Source organism: Micromonospora sp. CPCC 205546, assembly GCF_036902715.1.
Lineage (GTDB): Bacteria > Actinomycetota > Actinomycetes > Mycobacteriales > Micromonosporaceae > Micromonospora.
Window position 1 is genome coordinate 1 of record NZ_JBAKHL010000002.1, and the last position, 16,442, is coordinate 16,442.

Below are 16,442 nucleotides of genomic sequence, written 5' to 3' on the forward strand. Positions count from 1 at the left end.
GGGGGGGGGGGGAGGCAAGGGGGGCGCCGGGGGGGTGGGTGTCCCCAGGGGCCCTCCACCCTCGTGCTGTTCTGCCCTACTCGTCCGCGCCTGCGGCGGCGGTGCCGCCGAGGTCGGCCGGGACGGCGTCCGGCACGGTGGCCGGCCGGTCCGCCCCCGTGAAGACGAGCTTGGACTTGTCGACGTCCTCCGGATCGCCCTCGCAGTCCACCACCACGATCTGACCCGGGATCAGCTCGTTGAACAGGATCCGCTCGGACAGGTTGTCCTCGATGTCGCGCTGGATCGTGCGACGCAGCGGACGCGCACCGAGCACCGGGTCGAAGCCCTTCTTCGCCAGGTACTTCTTGGCGTTGTCGGTCAGCTCCAGACCCATGTCCTTGTTCCGCAGCTGGCCCTCGATCCGCTGGATCATGATGTCGACGATCGACAGGATCTCCTGCTGGCGCAGCTGGTGGAAGACGATGGTGTCGTCGATCCGGTTCAGGAACTCAGGCCGGAAGTGCTGCTTGAGCTCGTCGTTGACCTTCTGCTTCATCCGGTCGTAGGTGGACTCGGAGTCCTCCGACGCCTGGAAGCCGAGCGAGACCGCCTTGGCGACGTCGCGGGTGCCCAGGTTGGTGGTCAGGATGATGACCGTGTTCTTGAAGTCCACGATCCGGCCCTGACCGTCGGTGAGCCGACCGTCCTCCAGGATCTGGAGCAGCGTGTTGAACACGTCCGGGTGGGCCTTTTCGATCTCGTCGAAGAGGACCACCGAGAACGGCCGACGCCGCACCTTCTCGGTCAGCTGGCCGCCCTCGTCGTAGCCGACGTAGCCGGGAGGGGCACCCACCAGCCGGGAGACCGTGTAGCGGTCGTGGAACTCGGACATGTCGAGCTGGATGAGGGCGTCCTCGCTGCCGAACAGGAACTCGGCCAGCGCCTTGGAGAGCTCGGTCTTACCCACACCGGACGGGCCGGCGAAGATGAACGAGCCCGACGGACGCTTCGGGTCCTTCAGGCCGGCGCGGGTACGCCGGATCGCCTTCGAGACCGCCTTGACCGCGTCCTCCTGGCCGATGACGCGCTTGTGCAGCTCGTCCTCCATGCGCAGCAGGCGCGAGGTCTCCTCCTCGGTCAGCTTGTAGACCGGGATGCCGGTCCAGTTACCGAGCACCTCGGCGATCTGCTCGTCGTCGACCTCGCTGACGACGTCCAGGTCACCGGCCTTCCACTCCTTCTCCCGCTGGGCCTTCTGGCCGAGGAGCTGCTTCTCCTTGTCGCGCAGCTGGGCGGCGCGCTCGAAGTCCTGCGCGTCGATCGCGGACTCCTTGTCGCGGCGCACCTGGGCGATGCGCTCGTCGAAGTCGCGCAGGTCCGGCGGCGCGGTCATCCGGCGGATCCGCATCCGGGCACCGGCCTCGTCGATCAGGTCGATCGCCTTGTCCGGCAGGAAGCGGTCGGAGATGTAGCGGTCGGCCAGCGTCGCGGCGGCCACGAGAGCGGCGTCGGTGATGCTCACCCGGTGGTGCGCCTCGTAGCGGTCCCGCAGGCCCTTGAGGATCTCGATGGTGTGCGCCAGCGACGGCTCACCCACCTGGATCGGCTGGAAGCGGCGCTCGAGGGCGGCGTCCTTCTCCAGGTGCTTGCGGTATTCGTCGAGCGTGGTCGCGCCGATGGTCTGCAGCTCGCCGCGGGCCAGCATCGGCTTCAGGATGCTCGCCGCGTCGATCGCGCCCTCGGCGGCGCCAGCGCCGACCAGGGTGTGGATCTCGTCGATGAAGAGGATGATGTCGCCCCGCGTGCGGATCTCCTTGAGCACCTTCTTCAGGCGCTCCTCGAAGTCACCGCGGTAGCGGGAACCGGCGACCAGGGCACCGAGGTCGAGCGTGTAGAGCTGCTTGTCCTTCAGCGTCTCGGGCACCTCGCCCTTGATGATCTTCTGGGACAGCCCCTCCACCACGGCGGTCTTGCCGACGCCGGGCTCACCGATCAGGACCGGGTTGTTCTTGGTACGGCGGGAGAGCACCTGCATGACCCGCTCGATTTCCTTCTCGCGCCCGATGACCGGGTCGAGCTTGCCCTCGCGGGCGGCCTGGGTCAGGTTGCGGCCGAACTGGTCCAGCACGAGGCTGGTGGACGGCGCGGCCTCGCCCGGCGCGGCGCCCGCGGCGGCCGGCTCCTTGCCCTGGTAGCCCGAGAGCAGCTGGATCACCTGCTGGCGGACCCGGTTGAGGTCGGCGCCGAGCTTGACCAGCACCTGGGCGGCGACGCCCTCACCCTCGCGGATCAGACCGAGCAGGATGTGCTCCGTGCCGATGTAGTTGTGGCCGAGCTGCAGCGCCTCGCGCAGCGACAGCTCCAGCACCTTCTTGGCCCGCGGCGTGAACGGGATGTGCCCGCTCGGCGCCTGCTGACCCTGGCCGATGATCTCCTCGACCTGCTGTCGCACACCCTCCAGGGAGATGCCGAGGCTCTCCAGAGCCTTGGCGGCGACGCCCTCACCCTCGTGGATCAGGCCCAGCAGGATGTGTTCCGTACCGATGTAGTTGTGGTTGAGCATCCGGGCCTCTTCTTGGGCCAGGACGACAACCCGTCGCGCTCGGTCGGTGAACCGCTCGAACATGCCCTCGTGCTCCTCACGTGCCGTGCGCACTCGATCTTGATGGTCAAGAAGTCGTGGCGGGGCCGGTGCTCGGACGACCGGGACGGGCGTCCGTGCCTCCTTACTCTATCGCCGCGAACCGACTCCGCTGAGGTCGTGTCTCCCCGCGGGAGGCCGTGTACGCGTCGTTTTGCACAACCGTCCGCGCTCAGGGGGTGTTCCGGTACCCCTACCTGTACGCGCAGAGCGAAATTCGACCACGTCGCGGAACCCGTCCCGCGGGTCCCGCCGGTGCCGGCGCCGCCCGGATCCGGGCCGCCCGGGGAGTCGTCCACAGGCTGTGGACAGACTCTCCACCGGCTGTGGACAACGACCGCCGCGACGGAATTCTTCCCGCTCGGAGCCGGTCGCGCGGCGGATACGGCGACGCCGGCCCGGAGTCGTGCTCCGGCCCGGCGTCGGTGTCGCCCGTCGCTGCGGTCAGTGACCGGCCTTGGCGTGGTACTCGTCGACGATCTCCTGCGGGATCCGGCCCCGGTCGGAGATGTCCTTGCCGGCCTTCTTGGCCCAGGCGCGGATCGCCTTGTTCTGCTCCCGGTCGGCGGTGGCACCACCGCGACCGCGCGCGGCCCGACCGCCGACGACGACCCCGCCCCTGCCCACCTTGGTGCCGTGGGCGATGTACGGCGCGAATACGTCACGCAATTTCTCGGCGTTCGGGCTCGACAGGTCGATCTCGTACTGAACGCCGTCGAGGGCGAACTTGACCGTCTCGTCAGCGTCCCCGCCGTCCAGGTCATCGACCAGCTTATGAATGATCTGCTTGGCCACGTCCCACATTCCTTTCGAGCAGGGTGCTCCTGCAATCTGAGAGCACGATAACCCGCCCGACGCTTGCCGCGTCAATAGGATGCGGTAACGACCCGGTGGAGATGCGCGACTACTCGGGGCGAACCAGGGGGAAGAGGATGGTTTCCCGAATTCCCAGGCCGGTCAGCGCCATCAACAGCCGGTCGATTCCCATTCCCATACCCCCGGCCGGCGGCATTCCGTACTCCATCGCCCGCAGGAAGTCCTCGTCCAGCCGCATGGCCTCGTCGTCGCCGCGGGCGGCGAGCTGGGCCTGGGCCACCAGCCGCTCCCGCTGCACCACCGGGTCCACCAGCTCGGAGTACGCGGTCCCGAGTTCGAAACCGAGCACGTAGAGGTCCCACTTCTCGGCCAGTCCGGGCTCGCTGCGGTGCGCCCGGGTCAGCGGGCTCGTCTCCTCCGGGTAGTCGCGGACGAAGGTGGGCGCCGTCAGTCCCGGCACCACCAGCTCCTCGAACAGTTCCTCCGCCAGCTTGCCCGGTCCCCACTTCGGGTCGACCGCCAGACCCACCTTGTCGGCGTACTCCACCAGGCGGGGCCGCTCGGTGCGTACGGTGACCTCTTCGCCGAGCGCCTCGGAAAGCACCCCGAAGAGGGTCACCGAGCGCCACTCGCCACCGAGATCGAACTCCCGGCCGTCGGCGTGCGTCACGACGGTCGAGCCGCTGACCGCGATCGCCGCCTGCTGCACCAGATTCCGGGTCAGCTCGGCCATGGTGTCGTAGTCGCCGTAGGCCTCGTATGCCTCGAGCATCGCGAACTCCGGCGAGTGCGAAGAGTCGACACCCTCATTACGGAAGTTGCGGTTGATCTCGAAGGCCCGGTCGACGCCGCCGACGACGGCCCGCTTGAGAAACAGTTCCGGGGCGATTCGTAGATACAGATCGGTGTTGAGCGCATTGCTGTGGGTCACGAATGGCCGGGCCGCCGCGCCGCCGTGCAGCAGCTGCAGCATCGGGGTCTCGACCTCGATGAAGCCCCGGCCGTGCAACGAGTCCCGCAGGCTTCGCACGGTCGCGGCCCGGGTACGCACCATCTGGCGGGCCTGCGGCCGGACGATGAGGTCCACGTAGCGCTGCCGGACGCGCGCCTCCTCGCTCAACGGCTTGTGCGCCACCGGGAGCGGGCGCAGCGCCTTCGCCGTGACCGCCCACTGCTCGACCAGCACCGACAGCTCGCCGCGCCGGCTGGTGATCACCTCGCCGGTCACCCCGACGAGGTCACCGAGGTCGACCAGGCGCTTCCAGTCGTCCAGCCGGTCGGCGCCGACCCGGTCGAGGGAGAGCATGGCCTGCAGCTCGGTGCCGTCGCCGTCGCGCAGGGTGGCGAAGCAGAGCTTTCCGGTGTTGCGTACGAAGATCACCCGGCCGGTGACCGAGACCTGGTCGCCCGTGGCGGTGTCGGTGGCCAGCTCGGCGTACTTCTCGCGGATCTCGGCCAGCGTGCTGGTCCGGGGGAACCCGATCGGGTACGGCTCGACGCCCTCGGCGAGCATCCGGTCCCGCTTCTCCCGGCGGACCTTCATCTGCTCGGGAAGGTCGTCGGCGGGATCGACTGGCACGGGGTTCTGCTCGGTCACGGCACGCTTCCTCAGGAGGAGATCTCGGGCGGGGTCAGGCCCCGAGCGTACTCAAGGCGCTCGGAGGGCGTTACGGGATGACCGGCCGGCATGACCGTCCCCACTTCCGGCCGTCCCGCGCGGCCTCGTCGCCGTACCGCACGCCCGCGCGTCGGGCCCGGACGGCGCCGCCGCCCGGTCGGGGCCCGACCCCGGCGGCGGTCGGGCTCAGAGGTTGCGCTCGTAGACCATCCGCAGGCCGATCAGGGTGATCATCGGCTCGTGGTGGGTGATCGTGCGGCACTCGTTGATCACCAGCGAGGCCAGCCCGCCGGTGGCGATCACGGCACTCACCCCGCCCAGCTCCTCGATCATCCGCTCGACGATCCGGTCCACCTGCCCGGCGAAGCCGAAGTAGAGGCCGGACTGGAGGCACTCCACGGTGTTCTTGCCGATCACCGAGCGGGGCTTCGTCGCCTCCACCTTGCGCAGCTGGGCGGCCCGGGCGGCGAGCGCGTCGAAGGAGATCTCGATGCCCGGGGCGAAGGCGCCGCCGAGGAACTCCCCCCGGGCGCTGATCACGTCGAAGTTGGTGGTGGTGCCGAAGTCCACGACGATCGACGGCCCGCCGTAGAGGGTGTACGCCGCCAGGGTGTTCACCACCCGGTCGGCGCCCACCTCCTTCGGGTTGTCGATGGCGAGCTGCACCCCGGTGCGCACCCCGGGCTCGACGATCACGCTCGGCAGGTCCGCGTAGTAGCGGGACAGCATGGTGCGCAGCGAACGCAGCGCGGCGGGCACCGTGGAGCAGGCCGCGACCCCGGTGATCTCCACGGCGTCGCCGGCGAGCAGCCCGCGGAACTTCAGGCCCAGCTCGTCGGCGGTCGACCGCGCGTCGGTCTTGATCCGCCAGGAGTGCACCAGCTTGTCGCCGTCGAAGGTCGCCAGCACGGTGTTGGTGTTTCCGATGTCGATGCAGAGCAGCACGCACGCAGCCTAGACAACGGCCGGCCGCCGGTTCACCCGGTGCGCAGGTCCATGGCGATGTCGAGGATCGGCGAGGAGTGCGTCAGGGCGCCCACCGACAGGAAGTCGACGCCGGTCGCCGCGTACCGCGCCGCCACGTCGAGGGTCAGCCCGCCGGTCGCCTCCAGCTCGGCCCGGTCCCCCACCGACGCGACCACCTCGGTGAGCATCTCCGGGGTCATGTTGTCCAGCAGCAGGAAGTCCGCCCCGGCCTCGACCGCCTCCAGGGCCTCGGCGACCGTGTCCACCTCGACCTGCACCGGCACGTCCGGGAACGCCTCCCGGACCCGGCGGAAGGCCGCCGGGACGCCGCCCGCCGCCAGCTTGTGGTTGTCCTTGATCATCGCGACGTCGTGCAGGCCCATCCGCTTGTTCGTGCCACCGCCGGCGCGGACCGCGTACTTCTCCAGGGCGCGCAGGCCCGGGGTGGTCTTGCGGGTGTCCAGCACCATCGCCTTGGTGCCGGCCAGGGCGTCCGCCCAGGCCCGGGTGTGGGTGGCCACCCCCGACATCCGGCAGAGCAGGTTGAGCGCCGTCCGCTCGGCGGTGAGCAGCAGCCGGGTCGGGCCGGTCACCGTGGCCAGCACGTCGCCGCGCGCCACCCGCGCGCCGTCGTGGGCCACCACGGACACCTCGACCGTACGGTCGGCGCCGGTCGCCTCTCCCACCAGCTCGAACACGGCCGCCGCCACGGCCAGCCCGGCCACCACCCCGTCGGCGCGTGCCACCAGGTCGGCCGTGTCGGTCTGCTCCGCCGGAATGGTGGCGACGCTGGTGACGTCGAGCAGGTCCGGCCCCAGGTCCTCGGCGAGCGCGCCCTCGATCACCCGCCGCACCTGCGCCGGGTCCAGGCCCGCGTCCCGCAGTGCCCGTTCCGTCGACTCCGTCATCGGGTCCCCTCCCACGCTCGCGTCAGTCGGCCCTGCGCCCCGATCGCGCCCACGAGGTGGCCGTGCCACCGCTCGTCGGCCGTCGGGAAGTCCTCCCGCCAGTGGCAGCCCCGGGTCTCCCGGCGGGCGTACGCGGCGCCGACCAGCGTCGACGCCACGGTGATCAGGTTCGTCGCCTCCCAGTCGGCCGTCCGGGGCCGGCCCCGGCCCTCGCCGAGCCCGGTCAGCACGCCGGCGGTCGCGGCGAGGGTGTCCGCCGAGCGGAGCACGCCCGCGCCCCGGGTCATCGCCCGCTGCAAGGTCGGCGTCGCCTCGGCCGGCACCACCCAGCCCTCGCCGCCCACCCAGGCCCCGGTCGGCGCCGGCTGGGCCTGCTCGGGCAGGCCGGCGGCGATGTCCTCGGCGATCCGCCGGGAGAAGACGAGCCCCTCCAGCAGCGAGTTGCTGGCCAGCCGGTTCGCGCCGTGCACGCCGGTGCAGGCGACCTCGCCGCAGGCGTACAGGCCGGGGATGGAGGTGCGGCCGCGCAGGTCGGTGCGGACGCCCCCGGAGGCGTAGTGCGCCGCCGGGGCGACCGGGATCAGGTCCGTCGCCGGGTCCACCCCGATGGCGAGGCAGGACGCGACGATGGTCGGGAAGCGCCGGGTCAGGAAGTCGCCGCCCAGGTGCCGGGCGTCGAGGAAGACGTGGTCCGCCCCGGTGGCGAGCAGGACCCGGTGGATGCCCTTGGCCACCACGTCGCGCGGCGCCAGCTCGGCCAGCTCGTGCTGCCCGACCATGAACCGCTTGCCGTCGCCGTCGACCAGGTGGGCGCCCTCGCCGCGCAACGCCTCGGAGACCAGCGGCTGCTGGGCGTGCCCGGCGCCGGGCACGCCGGCACCGCCCGGCGTGATCAGCGCGGTCGGGTGGAACTGGACGAACTCGACGTCGGTCACCGCCGCGCCGGCCCGCATCGCGAGGGCCACCCCGTCCCCGGTCGACACCGCCGGGTTGGTGGTGGCCGCGTAGATCTGGCCCATCCCGCCGGTGGCCAGGACGACCGCCCGGGCCAGGATGGCGCCCACGCCGTCCTCGCTGCCCTCGCCGAGCACGTGCAGGGTGATGCCGCAGGCCGGGCCCAGCCCGTCCGGGCCGTTCCCGGGGGCGCGCAGCAGGTCCAGCACCAGGGCGTGCTCGACCAGCCGGATCCAGGGGTCACGGCGGACGGCGGCGTGCAGGGCGCGCTGCACCTCGGCCCCGGTGGCGTCGCCGCCGGCGTGCACGATCCGGTCGGCCCGGTGCCCGCCCTCGCGGGTGAGCATCAGCGAACCGTCCGGGTTGCGGTCGAACTCGGCCCCGATCCGCATCAGTTCGCGCAGCCGGGTCGGGCCCTCCTCGACCAGCACCCGTACCGCCGCCGGGTCGCAGAGCCCGACGCCGGCGATCTCGGTGTCCGAGGCGTGCGCGGTCGGGGTGTCGTGCGGGTCGAGCACGGCGGCGATGCCGCCCTGCGCCCAGCGGGTCGACCCCTCGTCGATGTTGACCTTGGTGACCACCGTGACGTGCAGCCCCGCCTCACGCAGGTGCAGCGCGGCGGTCAGGCCCGCCACCCCGGAACCGACCACGATGACGTCGGTGGTCTCCACCCAGCCGGGGGCGGGGGCCGTCAGCAGTCTGGGCAGCGCCGGCAGGTCGACGGTCGGGAACTCCATGCCCACAGTCAACCCGAAGCATCCTCACGGCGTGCGTCGGGGGCGGGGTGAGCGGCCCGGGCCGCTCCCGACCGTCGCGCGACCTACCTCGTCCGGACCGGCAGGGCCGCCGGGCCCGCGCCCCGCAGCGAGCCGGTCACCGTACGGTCGTCGAGCCAGAGGTAGCAGCGGACGCCCCGGTCGCCCACGCGCCACCGGCCCGTCCCCGGCGGGCGTACCACCACGCCGCTGCGGAAGCGCAGGTCGGCGTCGTCGGGCACCCCCACGTAGCGGCCGAGCACGGTACGGCAGCCGGCGTACAGCGGGGCCCAGTCGGCGGCGCGGGTCGGGTACGGGCGGTCCGGCGCCCGCCACACCCCGACGAACTCGGCGTCGTGCCTGGTGGCGCAGTCGACCGGGAGCAGCGTCCGTACCGACCCGCCGCCGGATCGGGCCTGCTGGCAGCCCAGCCGCAGCGGGGACGGCCCGCGCAGCGCGTCCCGCAGGCTGCCGGTGCGGACCACCACCGTGGCGGCGGCCTCGGCGGTGCTCACCTCGGACAGGTCGCACCGGTACCAGCGGGCGCCGGCCATCCAGCCCGTCGCGGACGGCACCGCCACCGCCAGCCGCAGCCGCCCCGACCGCCAGTCGGCGCCCACGTGACCGGTCGCGCGGGCGTCGCAGTCGGCGAAGGCGCCCCGCAACTCGACCGAGCCGCCCGGCGGCGGGGCGGGCCGGCCGGCCGGGAAGGCGCCGACGTGCACGGTCTCGACCCGGTGCGGCGTGGCGCAGTCCACCGGCGCGTACGCCGCCAGAGTCAGCACGTCGGCGAAGTCGGCCACCTGGCACACCCCGGGGGCGGGGGTGAAGGGCCCGGGAGCGGGTGGGGCCGCCCAGTCGTCGACCAGGTTGCCGTCCAGCCCGCCGGCGTCGGCGCAGCCGGCCAGGAGAGCGGCCGCGGCGACGGCAGCGAGCAGGGCACTCATCGCACGGCGCATGCGGCCTCCCCCAGCCACCCGCGTCTGTCGACGGGGAACCAGACTACCCAGGGACGACCTTCCGGTGACAGACCGTACGTGCGCCCACTTCCGTCGCCGCACGCACCTGACGGGGCAGACCGCCGCGGACGCCCGCCCCGGAGGAACCGTGCGAAGCCGGGAGCGGACGGGTCAGACGGCGGCGGCGAAGGGGTTGGGGACGGGAGCGCCGGCGGTGCCGGGGGCGGCGGTCGTCGGGTCGGTGTTCAGCTCGACGACCCGGTTGTCGGCGTCGACGTGCACCACCCGGGGCCGGTACGCCCGGGCCTCGGCGTCGTCCATCTGCCCGTACGAGATGAGGATGACCAGGTCCCCCGGGTGCACCAGGTGGGCGGCGGCGCCGTTGATGCCGATCACGCCGCTGCCCCGCTCGCCCGGGATCACGTACGTCTCCAGCCGGGCCCCGTTGGTGATGTCCACGATCGCCACCTGCTCGCCGGGGATCAGGTCGGCGGCGTCGAGCAGGTCCTCGTCGACGGTCACCGAACCGACGTAGTGCAGGTCGGCCTGGGTCACCGTGGCCCGGTGGATCTTCGACTTGAGCATGGTGCGCAGCATCGGGATGCCTTTCGCAAAGATGGTGGGGGTCGGTTCAGGAACGGGGGGCGAGCCGGATCGCCGCGTTGTCGATCAGCCGGGTGGCGCCCACCCAGGCGGCGACGAGCAGCCGCGCCGGCCCGGAGACCGGCCCCGGTTCCAGGTCCGGGTCGGTGAGCACCAGGTAGTCGAGCCGCGCGCCGGGCGTACCGGCGCCGAAGTCCGCGTGCGCGGCGGCGAGCACCGCCCCGGCGTCACCGCCCTCGTCGGCGGCCCGGGCCCCGGCGCGCAACGCCGCCGACAGGCTCAACGCGGCCTCCCGCTCGGCCGGGGAGAGGTAGCGGTTGCGGCTGGACATGGCCAGTCCGTCCGGCTCCCGCACGGTCGGCACCCCGACCACCTCGACCGGCACGTCGAGATCCCGGGCCATCCGCCGCACCAGGGTCAGCTGCTGGTAGTCCTTCTCGCCGAAGAACGTCAGGTCGGGGCGGGTGAGCTGGAGCAGCTTCAGCACCACCGTCAGCACCCCGTGGAAGAAGCCGGGACGGCTCTGCCCCTCCAGCTCCTCGCCGAGCGGGCCCGGGTTCACCCGGACCCGGGGCTGGCCGTCCGGGTACATGTCCGTCACCGCGGGGGCGAAGACCAGGTCCGCGCCGGCCCGCCGGCAGATCTCCAGGTCGGCGTCGAGGGTGCGCGGGTAGCGGTCGAAGTCCTCGTTCGGGCCGAACTGCAACGGGTTGACGAAGATCGTGACGATCACGTGGTCGGCCCGTTCCCGGGCCGCCCGCAGCAGCGTCTCGTGCCCGGAATGCAGCGCGCCCATGGTCATCACGACACCGACGGTGCCCTTCAGCCCGTCCCGCGCCGCCGCCAGTTCGGCCCGGCCGTGCACCAGTTCCGTCACGCGGTCCCCTCCGTCCAGCGTCGGCCCGGTCACGCCGCCACCTCCCGCCGGTCGCCGGCGAGCACGCCGAGCAGCGACTCCGCGTCGACCGGCCGCAGCCGGCCCGCCGCGATGGCCCGGTCGGCCGTACGCCGGGCCAGGGCCAGGTAGGGCGCGACCGACTCGGGGGCGGTCGCGGCGAGCCTGGCCAGGTGCCGCTCGACCGTGCCGGCGTCGCCCCGCGACACCGGCCCGGTCAGCGCGTCGTCGCCGAGGCGCAGCGCGTTCTCCAGGGCGGCCCGCAGCAGCGGGGCGAGCACCTTCTCCGGCTGGGTCACCCCGGCGTCGCGCAGCCGGTCGGCCGCCTCGTTCACCAGGGTCACCAGGTGGTTGGCGCCGTGCGCCAGCGCCGCGTGGTAGAGCGGCCGGTCCGCCTCGCCCACCCACTCCGGCACCCCGCCGAGGTCGGCGACCAGCCGGGCGGCCAGGGGACGCAGCTCCGCCGGGGCGGTCACCCCGTACGAGATGCCGGCCAGCCGGGCGAGGTCGTCCGGCGTACCGGTGAAGGTCATCGCGGGGTGCAGGGCCAGCGGGCGGGCGCCCGCCGCGGCGGCGGGGGCGAGCACGGCCAGCCCGTGCGCGCCGGAGGTGTGCGCGACCACCTGACCGGGGCGCAGCGCGCCGCCGTCGGCCAGGGCGGCGACCACCCCGGCGAGCGCGTCGTCCGGGACGGCGAGCAGCAGCAGGTCGGTGGCCGCCCGCGCGACGGCCGCGGCGGAGCGGCGGGGCACGCCGGGAAGCAGCAGTGCCGCCCGGGCCCGGGAGGCGCCCGAGCCGGCCGTGACGGCGACGACCCGGTGCCCGGCGGCGGCGAACGCGGCGCCCAGCACGGCACCGACCCGGCCGGGGCCGACGACGCCGACGGAGAGGAGACGGGGGGTGGCGGCCGGCGGGACGGCGGCCCCGTGGGGGGCGGCCGGGCGCGGGCGCAGGGGTGCGCTCATGGCGACGATCCAGTCCTCGAGAAGGGGTACCGGTCGATCGCAAGTATGCGCCGGGGTCACGGAACCGGGACAAGGATGTGTGAAAACGTTCACCGATGGCACCGGCGGGGTGGGGCGGGCGTGCGTACCCGAGCGGCTGCGTAGGGTCGGCCCGGTGACGCACGCTGCACGGGGAACGAACTGATGCCGATCCGCTGGCGGGAGGCGATGGACCGGGCGCTCTACGGGCCGGGCGGCTTCTTCGTCTCCGGGTCGGGTCCGGCCGGCCACTTTCGCACCAGCGTGCACGCCTCCCCGGCCTTCGCCGACGCGCTGTCGCGGCTCGTCGAGCGGGTCGACGCCGCCCTCGACCACCCCCGCGACCTGCGCGTCGTCGACGTGGGGGCGGGCCGGGGCGAGCTGCTACGCGGGCTCTCGGCCGCGTTGGGGACCGGCTCGGCCGCCTCGTCGCCCGCGCCCGGATCGCCGCCCGTGGCCACCGCGTCCCGCACGCCGGTTCCGCTCGCTGCCCGGGTACGCCTCACCGCCGTCGAGAAGGCGGCCCGGCCCGTCGGCCTCGCGGAGGAGATCGAATGGGTGGACGAGATCCCCGCCGGGATCACCGGGCTGCTGGTGGCCACCGAGTGGCTGGACAACGTGCCGCTCGACGTGGCGACGCGCGCCGGGGACGGCTGGCGGTACCTGCTGGTCGACCCGGTCACCGGAGAGGAGACCGTGGGCGACCCCGTCGACCCCGCCGACGCCGACTGGCTCGCCCGGTGGTGGCCGACGCAGCCGGCCGGGGCCGACGGGGCGAGGCCGGGACGCCGGCACCCGGCCGGCGCGCGGGCCGAGATCGGCCGCACCCGCGACGAAGCCTGGGCCGGGGCGGTCGGCAGGGTGCACCGGGGGCTGGCGGTGGCCGTGGACTACGGGCACCTGCGGGACGGCCGGCCCGTGGACGGGACGTTGACCGGGTACCGGGGCGGGCGACAGGTGCCCCCGGTGCCGGACGGGAGCCGCGACGTCACCGCGCACGTCGCCGTCGACTCGGTCGCCTCCGCCGGTGCCACGGTCGCCGGGTGCGCGTACGACCTGGGGTCGCAGCGGGAGGCCCTGCGGGCGCTCGGGGCCGACGGCGGGCGACCGCCGCTCAGCTTGGCCGCCCGCGACCCGGCCGGCTACGTGCGGGCGCTCGCCGAGGCGTCGTCGGTGGCCGAGCTGACCGACCCGGCCGGGTTGGGCGGGCACTGGTGGCTGCGGCAACCGGTCGGGGTCGACCCAGCGCGGTTCATGGCACGATAACGGTCATGACCACGGACGCCGGCGATCTCCGCGAGCTGACCGTCGGCACCGGGGCCGGCGGCGAGCAGCTCGGCACCGACATGGTGCTCAACATCGGGCCGCAGCACCCCTCCACGCACGGCGTGCTCCGGCTCAGGCTGGTGCTCGACGGCGAGCGGGTGGTGGCCTGCGAGCCGATCGTCGGCTACATGCACCGGGGCGCGGAGAAGCTGTTCGAGGTCCGCGACTACCGGCAGATCATCGTGCTGGCCAACCGGCACGACTGGCTCTCGGCCTTCTCCAACGAGCTGGGCGTGGTGCTCGCCGTGGAACGGCTGATGGGCATGGAGGTGCCCGAGCGGGCCACCTGGCTGCGGATGGCGCTGGCCGAGCTGAACCGGGTGCTCAACCACCTGATGTTCCTCGGCTCCTACCCGCTGGAGATCGGCGCGATCACGCCGATGTTCTACGCCTTCCGCGAGCGGGAGACCATCCAGGCGGTGATGGAGGAGGTCTCCGGCGGCCGGATCCACTACATGTTCAACCGGGTGGGCGGGCTCAAGGAGGAGGTGCCCGCCGGCTGGACCGGCCGGGCGCGGGCCGCCATCGCCGAGGTCCGCCGGCGGATGCCGGACCTGGACGACCTCATTCGGCGCAACGACATCTTCCTGGCCCGTACGGTCGGCGTCGGGGTGCTCTCCGCAGCGGACGCCGCCGCGTTCGGCGCGTCCGGGCCCGTCGCCCGGGCCTCCGGCCTCGACCTCGACCTACGCCGCGACGAGCCCTACCTGGCCTACGACCAGCTCGACGTGCCGGTGGTGACGAAGACCGCCGGGGACTGCCACGCCCGCTTCGAGGTGCTGCTCGACCAGGTGTACGCCTCGCTCGACCTCGCCGAGCAGTGCCTGGACCGGGTGGACCAGCTCACCGGGCCGATCAACACCCGGCTGCCGAAGGTGCTCAAGGCCCCCGAGGGGCACACCTACGCCTGGACCGAGAACCCGCTCGGCATCAACGGCTACTACCTGGTCTCCCGGGGCGAGAAGACGCCGTGGCGGCTGAAGCTGCGCACCGCGTCGTACGCGAACGTGCAGGCGCTGGCCACCCTGCTTCCCGGCTGCCTGGTGCCGGACCTGATCGCCATCCTCGGCTCGATGTTCTTCGTGGTCGGCGACATCGACAAGTGACCCGGCCCCGCCCGCAGACGGCCGGCCGGGTCAGCGCCGGCCGGGATCAACGCCAGCGGTCGGTGTCGTGGGCGCCGCCCGCGCGGGGCTCGTCGTCCCGCGGCGGGTAGCCGTAGTGCTCCTCCTGTCGCCGGCCGTAGCGCTGCGGCTCGGGCTCCGCCCGACGGGTGCGGTGCGGCTCGGGCCGGCGGGCGTCGTGCCGCGGCTCGGGCTGCTGCCCCCGCTGGCGGGGCGGATGCCACTCGTCGGGCACCGGCACCCCGCCGGCCGGCAAGGCCGGGGCGCCGTCCGGCTCCGGCCAGCCCCCGCGCCACCGGTCGTCGGCGCGGTCCGGAGCCCGGGGCGGCTCGTCCCGCCGGACCGAGGCCCAGCGGTCCGCCACCCGGTACTCGGTGCCGCTGGCGTCGGCGTGCAGCTCGGCACGCCGCTCCCCGACCCGCAGCTCCCGGCCCTGCTCGTCGTCCCGTACCGCGGCCCACCGGTCCCCGGCGCGAAGCTGCGACCAGTACTCCCCACCCTCCGTCCCCGGCTCGCCGGGCGGGTACGGCCGGTCGTGCGCGGGCGGTCCGGCCGGCGGCTCCCAGCCCGGTCCACGCGCACCGCCCCGCCCCGGACCGTCCCACCGCTGTCCGCGCTCGTCATGCCTGCCCGGCCACTCCCGCTCGCCCGACCACTCGCGCTCGCCGGGCGGGGCGGACCACTCCCGGTCACCGGTCCGGGTCGGCCGCGGCCGGTCGCCCCGGGCGGCGGCCCCGGGTCCCGGCCACACTTCGGCCTCCTGGCGGGGCCGGTCGTCGTGGCGTGGGACGTCGCGGCCTGACCGGACGTCGTGACGGGGTCCCTCGTCGTGGCGGGGCAGGTCGTCGTGGCCTGACCGCACGTCGTGGCGGGGCCGATCGTCGTGGCGGGGCCGGTCGTCCTGGTCGGCGTGCCCCTCGCCGCCGGCCCAGGAACGGGCGTCCGGGTCACCCGCCCACGAACCCTCCTCCGGCGCCGACGACCAGCGTCCCGCGTACCCGCCGCCGTACCGGGCGCCCCGCTCCCCGGGAACCGGTGCGGTGCCGTCCACGACGGTGTGCCGGGTGGTGACGTGCACGGTCTCGGTGTGCCGCACCACCCCGAGCGGGCGGGCCGCCGGTGGGCTTCCGGGCTCCGCGGGCCGGGCCGCCCCGTACACCCGGGCCGTTCCGCCGGCGGCCGGCCGGTCCGCGCCGTACCCGCCGGTCGGTCCCGCAGCCGGGCCGTCCGCGTCGTACGCGCCGGCCGGGGCGGGCGCGGCCCGCTCGGGGCGCGGGGACGGCTGCGGCCTGCGGGCGGGAACCTCGTCGTCCCGGTCGGCGCGTCCCCGGCGGGGCACCGCGTCGTCCTCCTCCGGCACCCGCCCCCGGTCGGCGACCGCGTCGTCGACGGCTGCCCGGGCCCGGGCGGCACCGACCGGGGCGTCGACCCCGGCCAGCGCGGCGCTGCTGGCGTCCAGCCGCCGCCGTAGGGCGGTGATCTCCTCCTGGGCCCGCTGGGCGTGGTCGAGGGCCTGGTTGCCGCGCTGGGCGGCGGCCACGATCTCCGCACGCAACTCGCGGCGGAGCTGCTCGACCTCGTCCAGCAGCTCCTCGGTCCGGGCCGGGCCCGCACCGTCGGCGCGCAGCGCGATCGACAGACCGATCAGGACGACGGCCACGATGGCGAGCACCGCGGCGAACCGGAGCGGGCCGTTGCCGTCGGCGACGAGCAGGATCGACGCGGCCACCGGCGCCAGGGCGACACCGACCCAGAAGAGCACGGTGAACAGCGACGGACTGCGCTTGTCGGCGGGGGCGACCGGGGCTGGCATGGGTCCGCAGCCTACCGAGCGTCTCCCCGCCCGGGAAAGGGCGAGCGGGGCGGGGCGGGGCCCGCCGCGCGCGGTGGCGCGCCCGCGGGGGCCGGGTGA

The 16,442-nt window shown here is 74.0% G+C and carries 13 protein-coding genes; 2 read left to right on the forward strand and 11 right to left on the reverse strand.

Features of this window, described 5'->3' with window-relative positions; translation table 11 throughout:
• Positions 1-76: 76 nt before the first annotated feature.
• The 10 genes from V6U77_RS01325 to V6U77_RS01370 form a co-directional block, all read right to left on the reverse strand.
• Positions 77-2,608 carry an ATP-dependent Clp protease ATP-binding subunit gene (locus tag V6U77_RS01325; RefSeq protein ID WP_334604236.1) on the reverse strand — a complete coding sequence of 844 codons (2,532 nt, stop codon included), beginning with the start codon at positions 2,606-2,608 and terminating at the stop codon, positions 77-79.
• Between the two features lie 459 nt (positions 2,609-3,067).
• Positions 3,068-3,418 carry a histone-like nucleoid-structuring protein Lsr2 gene (locus V6U77_RS01330; RefSeq protein ID WP_334604224.1) on the reverse strand — a complete coding sequence of 117 codons (351 nt, stop codon included), beginning with the start codon at positions 3,416-3,418 and terminating at the stop codon, positions 3,068-3,070.
• Between the two features lie 109 nt (positions 3,419-3,527).
• On the reverse strand, positions 3,528-5,036 hold the full coding sequence (gene lysS / locus V6U77_RS01335) for a lysine--tRNA ligase (RefSeq protein WP_334604225.1): 1,509 nt from the start codon (positions 5,034-5,036) through the stop codon (positions 3,528-3,530).
• Between the two features lie 207 nt (positions 5,037-5,243).
• Positions 5,244-6,002, reverse strand: a complete 759-nt coding sequence (locus tag V6U77_RS01340) for a type III pantothenate kinase (protein ID WP_334604226.1) — start codon at positions 6,000-6,002, stop codon at positions 5,244-5,246.
• A 32-nt stretch (positions 6,003-6,034) separates the two neighbouring features.
• Complete coding sequence (nadC, locus tag V6U77_RS01345) at positions 6,035-6,931, reverse strand: carboxylating nicotinate-nucleotide diphosphorylase (RefSeq protein WP_334604228.1); 897 nt, start codon at positions 6,929-6,931, stop codon at positions 6,035-6,037.
• Positions 6,928-8,622, reverse strand: a complete 1,695-nt coding sequence (locus V6U77_RS01350) for an L-aspartate oxidase (RefSeq protein ID WP_334604229.1) — start codon at positions 8,620-8,622, stop codon at positions 6,928-6,930. Before V6U77_RS01350 ends, nadC begins: the two co-directional genes overlap by 4 nt.
• 83 nt (positions 8,623-8,705) lie before the next feature.
• Entirely contained in the window at positions 8,706-9,599 is an 894-nt protein-coding gene (locus tag V6U77_RS01355) for a septum formation family protein (protein WP_334604230.1), read from the reverse strand.
• 171 nt (positions 9,600-9,770) lie between these two features.
• Complete coding sequence (panD, locus tag V6U77_RS01360) at positions 9,771-10,196, reverse strand: aspartate 1-decarboxylase (protein WP_334604231.1); 426 nt, start codon at positions 10,194-10,196, stop codon at positions 9,771-9,773.
• A 34-nt stretch (positions 10,197-10,230) separates the two neighbouring features.
• Positions 10,231-11,079, reverse strand: coding sequence for a pantoate--beta-alanine ligase (panC, locus tag V6U77_RS01365; protein ID WP_334604237.1), 849 nt, complete (start codon positions 11,077-11,079; stop codon positions 10,231-10,233).
• A 29-nt stretch (positions 11,080-11,108) separates the two neighbouring features.
• Entirely contained in the window at positions 11,109-12,062 is a 954-nt protein-coding gene (locus tag V6U77_RS01370) for a Rossmann-like and DUF2520 domain-containing protein (RefSeq protein ID WP_334604232.1), read from the reverse strand.
• A gap of 183 nt (positions 12,063-12,245) precedes the next feature.
• On the opposite strand from V6U77_RS01370, the gene V6U77_RS01375 reads away from it, so the two are divergent.
• Complete coding sequence (locus tag V6U77_RS01375; RefSeq protein ID WP_334604233.1) at positions 12,246-13,346, forward strand: SAM-dependent methyltransferase; 1,101 nt, start codon at positions 12,246-12,248, stop codon at positions 13,344-13,346.
• Between the two features lie 5 nt (positions 13,347-13,351).
• Positions 13,352-14,512 (forward strand): NADH-quinone oxidoreductase subunit D, encoded by a 1,161-nt coding sequence (locus tag V6U77_RS01380; RefSeq protein WP_334604234.1) that lies wholly within the window; start codon positions 13,352-13,354, stop codon positions 14,510-14,512.
• A gap of 46 nt (positions 14,513-14,558) precedes the next feature.
• Here V6U77_RS01380 and V6U77_RS01385 read toward each other — a convergent pair whose 3' ends face one another.
• A complete protein-coding gene (locus V6U77_RS01385) occupies positions 14,559-16,343 on the reverse strand; it encodes a hypothetical protein (RefSeq protein ID WP_334604235.1) in 1,785 nt (594 codons plus the stop codon).
• Positions 16,344-16,442: the final 99 nt, after the last annotated feature.